Annotated in this window: 13 protein-coding genes and 1 pseudogene; 4 read left to right on the top strand and 10 right to left on the bottom strand. The window is 66.6% G+C overall.

Features of this window, described 5'->3' with window-relative positions:
- Positions 1-156 precede the first annotated feature (156 nt).
- Positions 157-756 (bottom strand): GNAT family N-acetyltransferase, encoded by a 600-nt coding sequence (locus E3O54_RS03585; protein ID WP_198411425.1) that lies wholly within the window; start codon positions 754-756, stop codon positions 157-159.
- A 320-nt stretch (positions 757-1,076) separates the two neighbouring features.
- On the opposite strand from E3O54_RS03585, the gene E3O54_RS03580 reads away from it, so the two are divergent.
- The gene (locus E3O54_RS03580) at positions 1,077-3,137 is read left to right on the top strand and encodes a glucose PTS transporter subunit IIA (RefSeq protein ID WP_134400955.1); all 2,061 of its coding nucleotides are present in this window, start codon (positions 1,077-1,079) and stop codon (positions 3,135-3,137) included.
- Between the two features lie 237 nt (positions 3,138-3,374).
- On the opposite strand, the pseudogene E3O54_RS03575 reads toward E3O54_RS03580, so the two are convergent.
- Positions 3,375-4,599 (bottom strand): annotated as a pseudogene (locus E3O54_RS03575) (MFS transporter).
- 104 nt (positions 4,600-4,703) lie between these two features.
- On the opposite strand from E3O54_RS03575, the gene E3O54_RS03570 reads away from it, so the two are divergent.
- The gene (locus tag E3O54_RS03570; RefSeq protein ID WP_134400954.1) at positions 4,704-5,495 is read left to right on the top strand and encodes a metalloregulator ArsR/SmtB family transcription factor; all 792 of its coding nucleotides are present in this window, start codon (positions 4,704-4,706) and stop codon (positions 5,493-5,495) included.
- Here the strand turns inward: E3O54_RS03570 and E3O54_RS03565 are convergent.
- The 5 genes from E3O54_RS03565 to E3O54_RS03545 form a co-directional block, all read right to left on the bottom strand.
- On the bottom strand, positions 5,428-5,832 hold the full coding sequence (locus E3O54_RS03565) for a VOC family protein (RefSeq protein ID WP_198411424.1): 405 nt from the start codon (positions 5,830-5,832) through the stop codon (positions 5,428-5,430). The two genes, E3O54_RS03570 and E3O54_RS03565, sit on opposite strands and share 68 nt — an antisense overlap.
- 307 nt (positions 5,833-6,139) lie before the next feature.
- Positions 6,140-8,221, bottom strand: coding sequence for a phenylacetic acid degradation bifunctional protein PaaZ (paaZ, locus tag E3O54_RS03560; protein WP_134400966.1), 2,082 nt, complete (start codon positions 8,219-8,221; stop codon positions 6,140-6,142).
- Positions 8,221-9,120, bottom strand: a complete 900-nt coding sequence (locus tag E3O54_RS03555) for a 3-hydroxyacyl-CoA dehydrogenase family protein (protein WP_134400953.1) — start codon at positions 9,118-9,120, stop codon at positions 8,221-8,223. Before E3O54_RS03555 ends, paaZ begins: the two co-directional genes overlap by 1 nt.
- Complete coding sequence (locus E3O54_RS03550) at positions 9,117-9,863, bottom strand: enoyl-CoA hydratase/isomerase family protein (RefSeq protein WP_134400952.1); 747 nt, start codon at positions 9,861-9,863, stop codon at positions 9,117-9,119. The genes E3O54_RS03555 and E3O54_RS03550 overlap by 4 nt, the downstream gene beginning before the upstream one ends.
- Complete coding sequence (locus E3O54_RS03545; protein WP_134400951.1) at positions 9,864-11,048, bottom strand: acetyl-CoA C-acyltransferase; 1,185 nt, start codon at positions 11,046-11,048, stop codon at positions 9,864-9,866.
- 141 nt (positions 11,049-11,189) lie between these two features.
- Here E3O54_RS03545 and E3O54_RS03540 point away from each other — a divergent pair, with 141 nt between their 5' ends.
- Positions 11,190-12,440: a low temperature requirement protein A gene (locus E3O54_RS03540; protein WP_134343148.1), complete on the top strand. Its 1,251-nt coding sequence runs from the start codon at positions 11,190-11,192 to the stop codon at positions 12,438-12,440.
- A gap of 35 nt (positions 12,441-12,475) precedes the next feature.
- Here the strand turns inward: E3O54_RS03540 and E3O54_RS03535 are convergent, their stop codons facing one another.
- The 3 genes from E3O54_RS03535 to E3O54_RS03525 are packed head-to-tail and all read right to left on the bottom strand — an operon-like array spanning position 12,476 to position 14,252.
- Positions 12,476-12,988 (bottom strand): hypothetical protein, encoded by a 513-nt coding sequence (locus tag E3O54_RS03535; RefSeq protein ID WP_134400950.1) that lies wholly within the window; start codon positions 12,986-12,988, stop codon positions 12,476-12,478.
- Positions 12,989-13,014: 26 nt separating this feature from the next.
- On the bottom strand, positions 13,015-13,545 hold the full coding sequence (locus tag E3O54_RS03530; RefSeq protein WP_134400949.1) for a hypothetical protein: 531 nt from the start codon (positions 13,543-13,545) through the stop codon (positions 13,015-13,017).
- Positions 13,546-13,559: 14 nt separating this feature from the next.
- The gene (locus tag E3O54_RS03525; RefSeq protein ID WP_104103465.1) at positions 13,560-14,252 is read right to left on the bottom strand and encodes a GntR family transcriptional regulator; all 693 of its coding nucleotides are present in this window, start codon (positions 14,250-14,252) and stop codon (positions 13,560-13,562) included.
- Between the two features lie 134 nt (positions 14,253-14,386).
- Here E3O54_RS03525 and E3O54_RS03520 point away from each other — a divergent pair, with 134 nt between their 5' ends.
- Positions 14,387-16,114 (top strand): L-lactate permease, encoded by a 1,728-nt coding sequence (locus tag E3O54_RS03520; protein WP_104103462.1) that lies wholly within the window; start codon positions 14,387-14,389, stop codon positions 16,112-16,114.
- The last annotated feature ends 52 nt before the right edge of the window (positions 16,115-16,166 follow it).

Below are 16,166 nucleotides of genomic sequence, written 5' to 3'. Positions count from 1 at the left end.
GAAATGCTCCCCGAGAGCCTCTTGCTCTTCCATAAATGAGGGCTTCATGACACACACGCTACGGGCACCCACCGACATTACCCGCGGCATCCGCCCACCAAGAAACGGTCTGTGGATAACCCGATCACACCCACAATGTGGAGGAAGAAGCCCTGATCATTGATCGCGACCATTCAGGCCAAGGAAGTCCCGGAGCTGCAGTGCGCCCTCGACTTTCAGTTCGGGCTCGGCGCGGTTCAGGGTGTCGGAAGTCAGAACCAGCTTCTGGTTCAAGACCATCTCGCCGTCGCGCCTCTTCAGGCGACCGATTCCGTTCTCCCGGTAACCGACCTTTCTCGACACCGCGAGGGACGCGGGATTGTCAACGAATGCCGCTGAGGTGACCTCGGCGGCGTCCAGGTGATCGAACATGAATGCGCAGAGAGCCTGACGCATGAGCGTACCGATCCCGCGGCCGTGGTGCTTCATGCCAAGCCAGGAGCCCGTCTCCCCCGTTCTCGTGACGAGGTAGTCCCTGGTTGAGATGCTCTGGCAACCGACGATCTCACCGTCGAAGCGAACCGTGGTCTCGAGCGACCAGGCCGCCGGCGACATCTCGGCTCGTTGTGCCCAGTGGTATTGCATGAGTCGCAACCGGATCTCGCCCGGGGAACCTACGGTCCACGGGAAGAAGAACGGCATCTCCGTCGGCGCGTGGATGCCTGCCGCAGCGAGCGCATCGAGTTCGGGTAGGTCAGCGTCGCGAACGGGAGACAACGTAACGGGGCCGCAAGTGATTTTCAGCCCGAAAGGTGGCCACAGGTCTTCAATTGGTGTGGACAAGACTGCTCGCGACGGCGGATGTGTTTCGTGATTCCCCATCCCGCGATGGTACCGACTCATCGCTGACTCGCGACGGCATAATTCCTTCCGCGCACGGCCGGCGTTGTCCTTATGCTTAAGTGTGTCCAAAAAACCGTTATCGTTGCTAACGATGCGTGGAGACCATTACGGTCTTCAGCCAGCCAGCGTGGTTCGCGCTGAGCCGTAACAAGCGGAATCATTAAGTTCCGCATCAACACCAGAAGGAGTCCAAGGTGGCATCGAAACCCGCTGCAGACATTATTGAAAGTATCGGAGGGGCCGAAAACATCGTCGGCCTCACCCACTGTGCCACCCGGCTACGTTTCACGCTGAAGGATGCATCGGGGATTGACCAAGCGGCCGTCGAAGCGTTGCCTCTGGTTCTCGGCGCTGTTCCGCAGGCCGGCGATCGCTACCAGATCGTCGTCGGCGGAGCCGTAGATACCGTATACAACGACATTATGGCGCTTCCCGCAATGAAGAAGCATGCGGGCGACCACGGCACCGGCGATACCATCGCCAATGTGAAGGCCGCGGAACGCGCGAAGGGCCCGCGCGGAAAGTTCTCCGGGCTGGACACGTTCTTCGAGATCCTGTCCGACTCCTTCCGCCCGATCCTGGGTGCGCTGCTCGGCGCATCCCTGTTCATCACGTTCATGGCTCTGATGGCAACCCTCGGGGTCATCCCGTCGTGGAACGCACCAGGCGTCACCCTCGACCCGTCCTGGGCGTTCATCAACCTGATGTGGCAGGGCGTTTTCGTCTTCCTTCCGCTGATGGTCGCCTACAACGCCTCCAAGCGGCTCGGCGCTGACCCCTGGGTCGGCTTCGGCATCATGGCCGTCGTCATGCTCCCCGGCTTCAACGCGCTGGGACTCACCGACGGAGCAGAGACCGTCTTCGGCGGCAAGGCTGCAGTCGTGCAGATCTTCGGACTGCCTCTGACCGTCACCGACTACAGCTCGCAGGTGTTCCCGCCGCTGATCATGGCGGTCGTTCTCGGGTTGCTGACCAAGTATCTGAAGAAGATCATTCCGTCCAGCGTTCAGCTGATCTTCGTGCCGTTCCTCTGCATGCTCATCATGATCCCGCTGACCGCCTTCCTGATCGGCCCCATGGGCGTGTACGGCGGCGCCGCACTCGGCAACTTCCTCAAGTCGATCAACGACTTCTCGCCGTTCATCTTCGCTGTCGTCATCCCGCTGGCCTACCCGTTCATGGTTCCGCTCGGCCTGCACTGGCCGCTGAACGCAATCATGCTGCTCAACATCCAGTCCCTCGGCTATGACTTCATCCAGGGCCCCATGGGTGCGTGGAACTTCGCGTGCTTCGGTGCAACTGCCGGCGTGCTGTTCCTGTCCATCCGCGAAAAGGACCGTCAGATGAAGCAGACCGCAACGGGCGCGCTCGCGGCCGGCCTGCTAGGTGGTATTTCTGAACCCTCGCTCTATGGCATCCACCTTCGGTTCAAGCGCATCTACCCACGGATGCTCGTGGGCTGCCTCGTCGGCGGCGTCATCCTCGGCCTCGGCGGCGGCGTGAAGACCAGCGCATTCGTCTTCACCTCGCTGTTGACGATCCCCGCGTTCGACAACATTCCCCTGTACGCGGGCGCCATTACCGCGTCGTTCTTCACCGCGATGATCCTCGTGATCCTCTCCGGCTATAAGACGCCGGAGCAGAAGGCGGAATTCGCCGAGGCTCTGGCTGCGGAAACCGTAGCGAGCGACGATGCTGCAACCGACTCTGACATCGCAACCCCGGTTGTTGCCGGTGCGTCAGGCTCAGGAACAGGCGCCGGAACCGCAACCGCAACCGCCACCGCCACCGCCACGGTCCTGGCCACGATTGGTTCGCCCATCGCCGGTATCGTCGTTCCACTGACGGACGTGCCGGACCCTGTGTTCAGCAAGGGAATCGTCGGTCTAGGCGTGGGAATCGATCCGACCGAGGACACCGTGTACGCCCCTGGAGCAGGCAAGGTTCTCGTCGCTCAGGCGACCGGTCACGCCTTCGGGCTGCGACTCGACAGCGGTGTTGAAATGCTCATTCACGTGGGTATCGACACCGTGAACCTTGGCGGCAAGGGCTTCGAGGTCAAGGTGGCCGCGGGCGACCGCGTTGAAGCAGGCACCCCGCTGGTGACCTTCGACCGCAAGGTGATCGAGGATGCCGGCTACTCGCTGGTCACCCCGGTGCTCGTGACGAACCCCAAGAAGTTCGGATCGGTCGACCAGGCAGCGTCTGGCCACGTGGAGGTCGGAAGCCCTCTCATCACGGTCACCGCCAAATAAGACACCTCAGGTCAAAAGGTGGGCAGAGAATTTTCTGCCCACCTTTTTTCCTGCCGCTGACATAACCCGGCGGTAGACCATCCTCGTTCCACCGACCAGAAAACGACCGTTCATCGGCCAGTACGTTGACGGAATCGACATTCTTGTGGTCAACGAACGAGCAATTCGGCACTCAGGAGACCGCAAGCCTCATCGTGGGTTCACCGTTGGTGCGTGCGCAGGAGCGAAGGGCACGGCTCATCGGCTGCGGGTACGGAGATGGTCGTCTCCGCGCATGCGCAAGGCCACGACGAGTCCGGATGCCGCGGTCAGCGCCGCGACCACGGCGACCGCCGTAGGAATACCGAAGGCGTCGGCGAGCAGCCCGGACAGTAACGCGCCAACGGCGAAGCCTCCGTCACGCCACAGCCGGTACGCACCCACCGAGCGGGCCCTCCACTCGGGGTGGGCGACGTCGCCGATCGCGGCGAGCAGCGTCGGGTAGACCATGGCGGTGCCGGCGCCGGCGCCGAGCAGGATGGCTGCGGTCAGCCAGACCTTTGCGGCCGATCCGATCGGAGAGCCCTCCGGTGATGAGCTGCCCGGCTCCCCAAACCGCCGGGTAGACGGCGGCCAGGATGCCGATGCATTCGATACTGAGTCCGGCGGCGGCGAACAGAATGGGGAAGAGCCCCCAGGCGAGGCCGTCGTTGAGGTTGTTGACCATCCCGGCCTGGCTGATCGAAGACAGCGACCGGTCCCGGAAACTGGTGAGGGTGAACACCTCCCGATTGCTGAGGGAGCCGGCGTGGGCGTGAACAGACAGGTGGTTGACGGCCTCGACTTTGGCGTGCTGATGGGTTTCGCGCACGAAGATGACCGACAGACCGAGGCCCAGAGCGATGAAGACCGCGCCGAGCAGGAACGGGCCAGGACGAAGCCCGTATTCGCCCGCGATGTAGCCGGTGGCCGGTGCCGTCGCGGCGACTCCGAGGTACCCGGCCGCCTCGTTGAAGCCCATGGCCAGGCCGCGGCGGCTCGGGCCGACGAGGCCCATTTTCATGACCACGGTGGTCGATCAGGTCAGTCCCTGGCTGATCCCGAGGATCACGTTGGCGGCGACGATCCAGCCCCAGGTCGGGCCCAGGATGAGCAGGATCGGAACGGGGATGGCGATCAGCCAGCCTGCGACCAGCACCGGCTTTCGGCCGTAGCGGTCTGAGAAGGTGCCGGCGAAATAGTTGATGCCGGCCTTGGCGAAGCCGAAGGCGAGGATGAAGGTCAGTATGCCCGTATAGCGGTCGAGCTGAAAGACCTCGTCCGCCAGCAGCGGCAGCACAGTGCGTTCCTGGCCGAGCGTGCCGCCGACCAGCGCGTTGACCGCGACGAGCAACAGGAGCTGGGGGAAGTTCTGCCGGAGGCCCAGGACGATGCCGCGGCGCACGCCTTTGGGTTGATCTGCGGCGTTCGGGGTCTGACTCATAGTCCGTTCTCCAGCGAGGGAGCCGCTGCACGGGCCCGAATCCTATTCCAGAAAACCATTGATTATTAGATGATACTAGTGTGAAGGGAACCGAGAGGAAAAAGATGGGCGATCGAGAAAAGAAATCGGCGCTGTTCGAGCAGTTTGCCCGCGTCGGCAAGGCGCTGGGCAGCGGCAAGCGCCTTGAGCTGGTCGACCTGCTCGCCCAGGGCGAACGCACGGTGGAATCGTTGGCGAACGCGGCCGGCCTGGGTCTGACAAGCGCATCCGCCCACCTGCAAACCCTCAAACATGCGGGTCTGGTCAGCACTCGCCGGGAGGGCACCCGGATTCACTACCGACTCGCCGGGGATGACGTCGCCCGGCTCTACAGCCTGGTGCGCAGCGTCGCGCAGACCCATCTCGCAGACGTCGAATCCATCCGGATCGCCTATCTGGGTCTCGATGACTCCGAAGCGGCGGGCGACGATACGCACGAGGAAATCACCAGGGAAGAGCTTCTCGCACGCGCGACGGCCGGGACTATCACCGTGCTGGATGTGCGGCCACGGCAGGAATATAACGCTGCGCACATTCCCGGCGCCCTCTCCATCCCCCTCGAGGAACTCAGCGATCGGCTCAGTGAACTGCCGACGGACCGCGAGGTTGTCGCCTACTGCCGCGGCAAGTACTGCGTGCTTGCCTACGAGGCCATGGCCGTGCTGCGCCGGAGCGGCCGACGCGCAACGCGATTAAACGAGGGGATGTTGGAATGGCGACTGGCGAATCTGCCGATGTCCGCCGAGGCGGCCGCCGGGCGCACATCCGTCGAACTACCGGCCTGTCGGACTACCGGACTACCGGCCGGCGGCCGAGTGGGCTTTGGAACCGAATCAGGTAGCCGTCCGGATCGGTGACCAGGAACTGGCGCACACCGGCTTCCTCGTCGTCGACGCGATACCACTTCGTCTCGGGCGCCATGAACAGTGAAACGCCGGCCGCTCGCAAGGCCGACAGGATCGGATCGACGTCGGGCACGGCCACCTGAAAGTTCACGCCGCGACCCTGCGGCACCTCAAGGGGACCCGTGATCCAGTTCCTGCCGGCTCCCGCCCGTTCCAGCATCACGTGCGCGGATCCCCGCATGATGTAAGCGAAGCCGTCATCGGGGCGGTCGTAGCGAATCGTGAATCCGCACAAGTCGCACCAGAACTCGATGCTGGCTTCAAGATCCCGCACCAGAAGTTCAGGCACCAACGCTGGATCTGTCCCGGAAGTCACGTAGTCATGGTGTCATGCTCTGCTCACCCGCAGACCTACCGAGTCAGGGAAGTGCAGTCCGGTGCGGCATCGAAGGCCTGCCCGATCGCGCTTGTGCCGTCGACAGCGGCCGCGCACCGTACGCGCGCCCCGCCGGCAGCGTGAACGAGTTCGACGGAGATTTTGCGCGAAACGGCCCAAAACAGCCCGGAAACCGGCTTATTCCTTAAAATCTCCGTCGAATTCGTTCGACACCCGACCTGGCGCTCCGCCTGTGGCGCTCTCAGCTGGTGCCCGGGGGTTACTCCTTGGCGACCAGGGTGAGAACGTCGTAGGTGGCGACGACCTCATCGTTCTGGTTGTGCAGCACGGCGTCCCAGCAGACCTCGCCGTACTCTTCGGTCTCGCGCGGGGTGATCCGCTTGGCCGTCAGGGTGACCCGGATGCTGTCGCCGGGCGACACCGGGGTGACGAACCGCAGCTTCTCCAGCCCGGAGTTCGCGAGCACCGGCCCGGGGGCCGCATCCACGAACAACCCGGCCGCCCAGGACACCAGCAGGTAGCCGTGCGCGACGATCCCGGGGAAGAACGGGTTCGCCGCCGCCGCCTCGGGGTCCGTGTGCGCGTAGAACTTGTCGCCGGTGGCCTCGGCGAATGCCGTGATGTCGGCCAGAGTGACCACGCGCGGTCCGCCCTGGGTCTGGTCGCCCACCCGCAACTCGGCCAGGGACTTTCGGAACGGGTGGATGCCCGTTCGCACCGCGGCACCGGCGTGCCACTCCCCCGTGATGGCGGTCAGCATGTCGGGCGAGCCCTGGATAGCCGTGCGCTGCATGTGGTGCAGCACCGAACGGACGCCGCCGAGCTCCTCACTGCCGCCGGCCCGCCCGGGTCCGCCGTGCACGAGGTGCGGAACGGGCGATCCGTGGCCCGTGCTGCTGCGCGCATCGACCCGGTCAAGCATCAGCACCCGGCCGTGGTGCGCTGCGATCCCGAGCACGAGCGTACGCGCGATATCGGGGTGGTGAGTGGCCACGGTCGTCACCAGTGAGCCGCCGCCGCGCGCGGCCAGCGCGATGGCGTGGTCCAGGTCGGTGTACTCGATGATGGAGGCCACCGGGCCGAAGGCTTCGATCTCGTGCACGGCCGGGCTCTCCGGGTCGTGGAAGGCCAGCAGGATGGGGGCGACGAAGGCGCCGCCCGGGTCGGTTCCGGTCGGGGCGTCCGCCGAGCCCATCACGATGCGTCCGCCGCCGTCGATCAGGCGGGCGACGCTGGCGAGCACCTCGTCGCGCTGCCCTGTGCTGGCGAGGGGCCCCATGGTGACCCCCTCGGCGCGCGGGTCACCGAGGGTGACGCGGCGGGCCATCCGTTCGGAGACGGCCGCGACGACCTGGTCGCGGCGGCCCGCCGGCACGATCAGCCGGCGGATGCTGGTGCACTTCTGACCGGCCTTGCTGGTCATCTCGGTCACTACGGAGGCGACGTAGGCGTCGAACTCGGCCGTGCCGGCCGCGGCGTCCGGGCCCAGGATCGCGGCGTTGAGCGAATCGGTCTCGCTCGTGAAGCGCACGCCGCCCTCGACCACGTTCGGGTGGGACTTGAGGGTGCGGGCGGTGCCGGCCGACCCGGTGAACGCCACCAGATCGCGGTAGTCGAGGTGGTCGATCAGGTCCCTGGCGCTGCCGGAGATCAGCTGCAGGGCGCCCAGGGGCAGGATGCCGGACGCCAGGATGTGACGCACGACCGCCTCGGTCAGGTACCCGGTGGGCGTCGCGGGCTTGACGATCGTCGGCACGCCGGCGATGAACGCCGGGGCCAGCTTCTCAAGCATGCCCCAGACCGGGAAGTTGAAGGCGTTGATCTGGCAGGCGACTCCGGGGATGCGGGTGTAGATGTGCTGACCGCTGAAGGAGCCGTCGCGGGAGAGCGCCTCGACGTCGCCGTCGATGTAAACCTGACTGTTGGGCATCTCGCGCCGGCCCTTGGAGGACAGCGTGAACAGCACTCCAATGCCGCCGTCGATGTCGACCATCGAGTCGTAGCGGGTGGCGCCGGTGCGGGCGGAGAGCGCGTAGAGCTCCTCCTTGACTCCGCCCAGGTACTGTCCCAGCTTCTTGAGCAGGATGGCACGCTGGTGGAAGGTCAGTTCCCCGAGCGAGGCCTGGCCGACCGTGCGGGCGTGTTCGACCACGGCGGCCAGGTCGAGCCCGTCGCTGCTGACCCGGGCGACCTCGGCCCCGGTGCTCGCGTCGAGGACACGCTGGGCGACCACGTCGGTGTCCGGGGTCCACCAGGAGTCGAGAACGTAGCTGGGAACGACCGTGTCAGAGCTCGTGTCGGGGCCGGTGTCAGTGCTGGTGCCGTTGCTGAGAAGTGTCATCATGCGTCCTTCCAATCGAAGAAGCCGCGGCCGCTTTTGCGTCCGAGGTCACCGCGTGCGACAAGGTCGCGTAGCAGTTGCGGCGGGGCGAACCGGTCGCCGAGGGTTTCGTGCAGGTGTTCGGCGATGCCGAGGCGAACGTCGAGGCCGACGATGTCGGTCGTGCGGAGAGGCCCGACCGGATGCTTGTAGCCAAGAACCATGGCCGTGTCGATGGCCTCGGGGCTGGCCACGCCCTCCTCGACCATGCGGATCGCCTCGAGCGCAATCGCGACGCCGAGGCGGGAGCTGGCGAAGCCGGGCGAGTCCCGCACCAGGATCGGCGTCTTCCCGAGCGAGGACACCCAGTCCTGGGCGAGCCGGGCGAGCTCCGGGTCGGTGCGCTCCCCCGTGACGACCTCGATCAGGGTCGAGACCGGCACCGGGTTGAAGAAGTGCAGTCCAATGAACCGGTCCGGGCGGTCCAGCGTCTCGGCCAGATCGGTGATCGACAGCGAGGAGGTGTTGGACGCCAGCCAGGCGGTGGGGGCGAGGTGCGCCTCCACCAGGCGGAGCGCCTGCGTCTTCAGCGCCACGATCTCGGGAACGGCCTCGACGACGAGGCCGGAGCCGGCGAACGCGGCGGCATCCGTTGTCACGGTCAGCCGGTCGCCGAGCTCGGCGCGGCTCGCGGTCACGCTACCGCGGCTGAGGGATTTGTCGATGGCGGTCAGGACCCGGTCGCGGGCGGCGGCAGCCGCGTCGTCTCCCTGCTCCACGACGGTGACATGGGCCCCGGCCATTAGGAACGCGTGCGCAATGCCGGCGCCCATGCGGCCTCCGCCGAGCACGCCGACCTGGTGCGGCACTGGCACGGACTGAGCGGCTTGGGCCTTTGCGGACACGGTGCTGAGCGTCATCGCTTCTTCCTCTCCAGGAATGCGGTCATTCGGGTGAATTTCTGGTCGGACTCGAACAGGCGCGCCTGGGCCTCGTTGTCGGCCACGGGATGCTCCGCGGCGGGAACATGGAAGACCTCCTTGGCCAGCTGGGTGGCCAACGGGTCCTGCTTGGCGATCCGGTCGGCCAGCGCGTGCGCTGCCTCGAGCAGGACGTCCGACTCGTGCACCTCGGTGACCAGGTGCACCGCCAGCGCCTCGGAAGCGTTCAGGATGCGCGCGGCCAGGATGATCTCCTTGGCCACGGGTTCGCCGACCAGCGCGGCCAGCCGCCACAGCGCTCCGGCCGCCGGGATGATGCCGAGGGCCGTCTCCGGATTGCCGAGCCGGGCGGTCGTGGAGGCGATCCGGAAGTCGGCGGCGTAGGCAAGCTCGGCCCCGCCGCCGAGCGCCCAGCCGTCGATGGCGGCGATCACGGGCATCGGCAGGCGGGCGATCCGGCCGAACAGGGTCGAGTTGATCCCGTTCAGGGCGTCTTCGGCCCGGCGTTCCCGCAACTGGGCGATATCGGCCCCGGAGGCGAAGACGCCGTTCGTGCCGGACAGGATCAGGATGCGGGGTTCCTGCTCGAGGTCGGCGCAGACCAGGTGCAACTCGTCGATCATGGTCTGGTCGATGGCGTTGCGCACGGCCGGTCGGTGGAGCTGCACATGCACCCGGTCGGGCCGCTCGTCGACCAGCAGCGTCGTGAACTCGCGCGACATCTAGACGCGCTCCACCAGCAGGGAGGAACCTTGCCCGACGCCCACGCACATGGTGGCCACGCCGCGTTGGGCACCCTCGCGCTCCATGCGCCCCAACAGGGTGATCAGGATACGGGACCCGGACGACCCGAGCGGGTGCCCGAGGGCGATGGCGCCGCCGTGCCGGTTGACGATTTCCGGGTCGAGGCCGAGCCGGCGGATGCAGGCCAGAGACTGGGTCGCGAACGCCTCATTGAGTTCGACGGCGTCGACGTCACCGATGGTCAGTCCCAGGCGGTGCAGCAGCTTCTGGGTGGCGGGGACCGGGCCGAGGCCCATGGTCTCCGGGGCGACGCCGGCGCTGGCTCCGCCTACCACCCGGGCGCGGGGCGTCAGCCCCAGACGCTCGATGGCCGCCTCGCTCGCCACAACGATGGCGGAGGCCCCGTCGTTCAGGGAGCTGGCGTTGCCGGCCGTGACGATGCCGCCCGTCCGCACGACCGAGCGCAGCCCGGCGAGGCGTTCGAGCGTGGTGTCGGCTCGGGGGCCCTCGTCGATCTCGATCAGTCCGGCGCGGGTGGGAACACCCACGATCTCGGGCGTGAAGATGCCGTCACGTTGCGCCTCGAGTGCCAGCCGGTGCGAGCGGAGGGCGAACGTGTCGGCATCCGCCCGGCTGATGCCGTCGAGGGCGGCGACCTCCTCCGCCGTCTCCGACATGGAGAAGGTGGCCTTGTCGCGCGCTTGCAGGCGCGGGTTCGTGAAGCGCCAGCCGATCGAGGTGTCGACGATCTCGCCCGGCTTGGCGAACGCCTTCTCCGGCTTGGCGAGAACCCAGGGTGCGCGGGTCATCGATTCGACGCCGCCGGCGATCACGAGGTCTGCTTCGCCGGCCTTGATCATGTTGGCGGCCAGGTGCACGGCGGACAGGCCGGATGCGCAGAGCCGGTTGACCGTGATCCCCGGCACGCTGTCGGGGAGACCGGCCAGGAGCACGGCCATGCGGGCGACGTTGCGGTTGTCCTCGCCGGCCTGGTTGGCGGCGCCGAGAACGACCTCGTCAAGGAGGGTGGGATCCAGCCCGGACCGGGACACGACCGAGTTAAGCACGATGGCGGCCAGGTCGTCGGGGCGGATGCCGGCCAGCACCCCGCCGTATCGACCGATAGGAGTTCGAACACCATCAACTAGGAATGCTTCGGGCATGGCTTCATCACCTTTGATCGCCGTGTTTACTAACTGACCGTTCGTTTTGTAAAAGAATGTCATAGAAAGTCCCATCAGGGCAACACGGGAGGCCGCCATGCCGCCTCCCAAACATCTGCCGGACTGAGGCAGACTGGGTGCGTGAACGCAACGCCCAGCACCGTCCCCTCCGCTCCCGGCACCGGTCGCCGCCCCGCCGGCCGTTTTGGCCTCCGGCTCAATCTGATGCGCCCGGATCGGCCCGATCTGGCGGATCGGGTCACCTACATCGAGCTGTTCTTCGACCTGATCTTTGTGTTCGCGTTGACCCAGCTGTCGCGCCATCTCTACGAGAACCAGTCCTGGCAGGGAGCCGCCGAGTCCGTCATCCTGGTACTCGCCCTGTGGTGGATCTGGGTGCACACCACCTGGGTGACCAACCTGCTCGATCCGGCCCGCCTGCCTGTGCGCGGGGTCGTGATCGGCCTCTCTCTGGTCGGGCTGGTGGTGAGCGTCTCGATCTACGAATCATTCGGCGACCGGGGATTCCTCTTCGCCGTGGCCTACGTCACCCTGCAGCTGGGCCGAACGGCCTTCATGGCGCTCGCCCTCGCGCTCCACGATCGCGCCCTCTTCCGCGCCTTCGTGCGGATCTTCCTCTGGCTCGCCGTGGCCGGGCTCTTCTGGATTCTCGGCGGCCTGCTCCCGGCCGACTACCGGTTGCTGCTCTGGGCCACCGCACTCGGGATCGAGTTCGTTTCCGCGAAGCTCGGTTTCCCGGTGCCGGGCCTCGGCCGGGCCACTCCCGGCGACGGCGAGCTCTCCGGTCCGCACATCGCGGAGCGCAGCGCCCTGTTCGTCATCATCGCACTCGGCGAATCATTTCTGGTGACGGGCTTCGCCTTCGTCGATCAGGACGTGTCGGTGCCGGGTGTGCTCGGCCTGCTGCTGGCCTTCGTGAGTGGAGCGGCCATGTGGTGGCTGTACTTCGACCACAGCGAGTACGCGGGCAGCAAAGCCCTCGCCGATGCCGCCGACCCCGGCCGGCTCGCCCGGCTCGCGTATACCTATGTACATGCGATGCTCATCGCCGGCATTGTTCTGAGCTCGGTCGGCGTCAAGGAGATCCTGGCGCATCCGGATGACCCGGTCATTTTTTCGACGGCCGTCGCCATCACCGGCGGGCCTCTGCTGTACCTGCTGGGGCTGGCGTTGTTCCGATTCGTCGTGGCCCGGGAGGTGCTGATCTCCCATGTCACGGGAATCGCACTACTGCTGCTGGCGCTGCCCCTCGCCTTCGCCCTCTCGCCGCTCGCGTTAGGAGCGCTGGGAGCGCTCATGCTGACGACCGTCGCCTGCTGGGGGACCATCGTGCGCGTGCGGAACGGCACCGCCGAGAAGGAGGCCGGCTAGCCGAAACTGGGAGGCTTCGAGTGATCGAACCCCGGTCAGAAGAAGCCGTCGGGGGTGCCTGCAGCCTTCTCGACCGCCTCGGTGCCGATACGCGCGGCGCCGAGCTGGGCCATCGCGACGCGCAGGCCGGATTCCATCTGGGCGGCCCAGACCTCGGTCTCGCGGCTGGCGGCGTCGGCGGCATCCGCTCGGGCGATAGCCTTTTCCTTCTCGGCGCGTTCGCTGCGCACCTGCTGGATGCTCAGGGTGATGCCGTAATAGGCGGCCACCATCGAGGCAATGGGCGTGGCGAATACGGCGAGGGCGTTGATGCTCTCGCTCGACACCCCCACCAAAAGCATCACGATGAAGGCCACGGCAAGGGCTATGATTCCGACCAGGACGACCAGCGCGGTGCGCTGGCCGGACGTGGTCGTGAGGTGCGCTACGCGCTTGGGCGCGGGCTGGGCCTCGGTCGTCTGGGGCTCTTCAAGGGGCTTGAGCGTCTCGGTCTGATCGGACAGGGGCATCGACCGGGTGGGCGTGCTGGTCGAGGAGAAATCAGTCATGGTGAGGGCTCCGTCGTCAAAGTGCATCAGGGGGAAGCGGTGGGGTCATTGTCTGCTGCCGATTCGGCGCGGTCAAGGCGGGCATCCGGGTCTTCGTTGAGAAAGACCCGTTTGTAGCTTCGCCCGTCGGGGAGTTCGACGGTTCGGCCGGCGAGCTTGCCGCGGCTCAGCTTCAGGTAGATCGCCTGGGCGGTGACCCCCAGCTGCGCAGCTGCCTCGGACACGGACAGCCCAGGCAGATCGGTGGGCACGGCGCTGGGACGTGCGGACCGCTTGCGTCCGGCCGCCTGCCGGGCGGCGATCTCCGAATCGGTGCCGCTCCAGCGCCATTTCGCGGCGGCCGGTTTCAAACCGGCGGCGTCGGCGATCTCGTTCCAGTCCGCTCCCCCGCTGAGGGCGTCGCGCACACCTACCAGGGTGGCTGGGTCGGCGTCGAGCTCGAAGAGCAGGGAACGGATGGCCCGCAACCGCTCGAGCGGCGCCGAGCCCGGGGCCGTGTCGAGGGTCACCAGGCGCGACAGGGCAACCCGGGTGGATGATGCGAGAAAGTAGCCCATGGCGTCTGGGGGACTCAGACCCGGTGCAGGGATGATGGGAGGTGTGCCTCCGGGCCGGCTTCGCCGCCGATTGCCGCGGCGAGGCGTTCGCGGGCACGGGCGAGGTGTTCGTCGAGCAACTCGGCAGCCGCGGCGCCATCGCCCTCCCCGATCAGCTCGAGCAGGCGCTGGTGTTCGGCCTGGATCAACGCGGTGTCGAGCAGGTTCAGCGACTGCACCCGCACCATGCAGAGGCGTACCTCGCTAACCAGGGAACGGTACATCCTGCTGATCCGCTCGTTGCCGACGGCGTCGATCAGACTGGTGTGGAAACGCATATCGGGTTCCACGACGTCGAGGGCGGAGCCGCCAGCCACGGCCGCGATGTCGAGGTTGGCCTGCACGGCCTCCTCGGGGACGGTGCAGGTGAGGGCCAGGCGGCGCAGCACCTCGCTTTCGAGGTAGGCGCGGGCCTGGTAGATGTCGCGCACGGAGTCCGGTCCGAGCTCGGCGACGCGGGCGCTCTTGTGCGCCCCGCGCACCAGCAGTCCCTCAGCGACGAGTTTCTCGATCGCCGCCTTCGCCGTGGGGCGGGCGACGTCGTAGCTCGCGGCCATATCGGTCTCGGTCAGGGCCGTGGCGGAGGTCAATTCCCCTTCAAGGATTCGGGTTCGCAGGTCGTTCGCGATGGCATCCACGATCGACGTTGCCGTTACGCGCGCTGTCACGGGACCTGCCTTTCCTAAATTGTGTTCTCATCTTGACAGACAAAAACACAATATATATTGACTTACTTGCATACTTGCTATACAACTGATGAAGTGTCACGACGGCGTGACCACGACCTCAGTGTGGAGACCCAATCTTTCAACAGATACTCGATCCGATTCTTGGATCCCTCGTCCTGTCGGCCATCTGCGCCGCATTGCCGCTGATTCTCCTGTTCGTCCTTCTCGGCGTGTTCCGGGTCAAGGCGCACAAGGCGGCGCTGGTCAGCCTGCTCCTCTCGGTCGTGCTCGCCGTCGTCGGCTGGCAGATGCCGGTCGGCCAAGCGCTGAGCGCCACGGCCGCCGGCGTCTTCTACGGCCTCTTCCCGATTCTCTGGATTCTGGTCAACGCGTTGTGGATCTACAAGCTCACCGTGGCCACCCCCTGGTTCGAGGTGCTGGGCCGCACCATCCGCTCCATCTCCAACGACCTGCGTATCCTGGCCATCCTGATCGCCTTCTGCTTCGGCGCACTACTCGAGTCCCTCGCCGGATTCGGCGCCCCGGTTGCCATTTCCGCCGCCATGCTGATGGCCGCGGGCATGAAACCCCTCAAATCCGCCATGGTGTCGCTGCTGGCCAACACGGCCCCGGTGGCGTTCGGTGCCATGGCCGCCCCGATCATCGCCCTCAACGGCGTCACCGGCCTGCCGATCCAGGACCTCGCGTCGATGGCCGGCCGCCAGACGCCGTTCATCGCCGTGATCGTTCCGCTGATCCTCGTTTTCATCGTCGACGGCAAGCGCGGCGTCAAGCAGACCTGGCCGGTGGCCGTGGTCGCCGGACTCGTCTTCGGACTGGCCCAGTTCGTCACCGCCAACTTCTTCGCCGTCGAGCTGACGGATGTCGTGGCCGCCGTCGCCACCGTGGCCGCCGTCCTGGTCATGCTGCGCTTCTGGCAGCCGGCCGAATCCATGGGACTGAACGACGACGTCGAACTGTCCGGTGCCGAGAACCTGGTGAGCACGACCGTGGGCGCCGCGGTCCCCGCATCCGCCATGCGCAGCACCCCCACCACCGCGCTCAAGTCGGCGCGACGCTCTGCCGACAGCCCTGACCTGAACGACAACACCCGCCCGGAACCGCGCCAGGTGTGGAAGGCCATCGCCCCGTACCTGATCATCATGGGCATCTTCTCGATCGCGCAGATCCCGGCCATCAAGGCCTGGCTCAGCGTCGTGGGCAGCGTCACCTTCGCCTGGCCCGGACTGAACGTGACCGACGCCGCCGGCGACCCGGTTCCGGCCACGATGTTCAAGCTCGACCACTTCAAGGCCACCGGCACCCTGCTGCTTTTCTCCGGCCTGCTCACCATGGCGCTCTACAAGGTCTCGTTCCGCCAGGGCCTCAAGATCTACGGCGACACCCTCGTGCAGCTGCGCTGGACCATCGTCACCGTTACCGCCGTGCTCGCCCTCTCGTTCGTGATGAACCTGTCCGGCCAGACCGCCTCCCTCGGCGCCTACCTGGCCACCGCCGGCGTATTCTTCGCCGTGATCTCCCCCCTGATCGGATGGATCGGCGTGGCCCTGACCGGCTCCGACACCTCGTCCAACGCGCTCTTCGGGCAGCTGCAGGTCACCGCCGCCAACGCGACCGGCCTGTCACCTGTGCTGATGGCCGCCGCCAACTCGTCGGCCGGTGTGCTCGGCAAGATGCTCTCGCTGCAGAACCTGGCCGTGGCGGCCGCCGCCGTCGGCCTGGTGGGTGCGGAGAGCCTGCTCTTCCGCAAGCTCGTCGGATGGAGCCTGGGGCTCCTCGTGCTGATCACGGTCCTGATCGTGCTGCAGTCCACCCCGGTCCTCGGCTGGATGGTGCCGTAATGGCCCGCCGCGACACGGTGGTCACCCCCTCGGCGACCGTCTCCGGTCCCAC

The organism is Cryobacterium sp. TMT2-4, assembly GCF_004402575.1.
Lineage (GTDB): Bacteria > Actinomycetota > Actinomycetes > Actinomycetales > Microbacteriaceae > Cryobacterium > Cryobacterium sandaracinum.
Note: the sequence above shows the minus strand (reverse complement) of the source record. Positions and strands in the feature narration are given on the sequence as shown.

Excerpts from the sequence above, each read along its gene's own strand:
- E3O54_RS03570 (WP_134400954.1), top strand. The coding sequence starts at position 4,704 with ATGGGCGATCGAGAAAAGAAATCGGCGCTGTTCGAGCAGTTTGCCCGC.
- paaZ (WP_134400966.1), bottom strand. The coding sequence starts at position 8,221 with ATGACACTTCTCAGCAACGGCACCAGCACTGACACCGGCCCCGACACG.
- E3O54_RS03555 (WP_134400953.1), bottom strand. The coding sequence starts at position 9,120 with ATGACGCTCAGCACCGTGTCCGCAAAGGCCCAAGCCGCTCAGTCCGTG.
- E3O54_RS03550 (WP_134400952.1), bottom strand. The coding sequence starts at position 9,863 with ATGTCGCGCGAGTTCACGACGCTGCTGGTCGACGAGCGGCCCGACCGG.
- E3O54_RS03545 (WP_134400951.1), bottom strand. The coding sequence starts at position 11,048 with ATGCCCGAAGCATTCCTAGTTGATGGTGTTCGAACTCCTATCGGTCGA.
- E3O54_RS03535 (WP_134400950.1), bottom strand. The coding sequence starts at position 12,988 with ATGACTGATTTCTCCTCGACCAGCACGCCCACCCGGTCGATGCCCCTG.
- E3O54_RS03530 (WP_134400949.1), bottom strand. The coding sequence starts at position 13,545 with ATGGGCTACTTTCTCGCATCATCCACCCGGGTTGCCCTGTCGCGCCTG.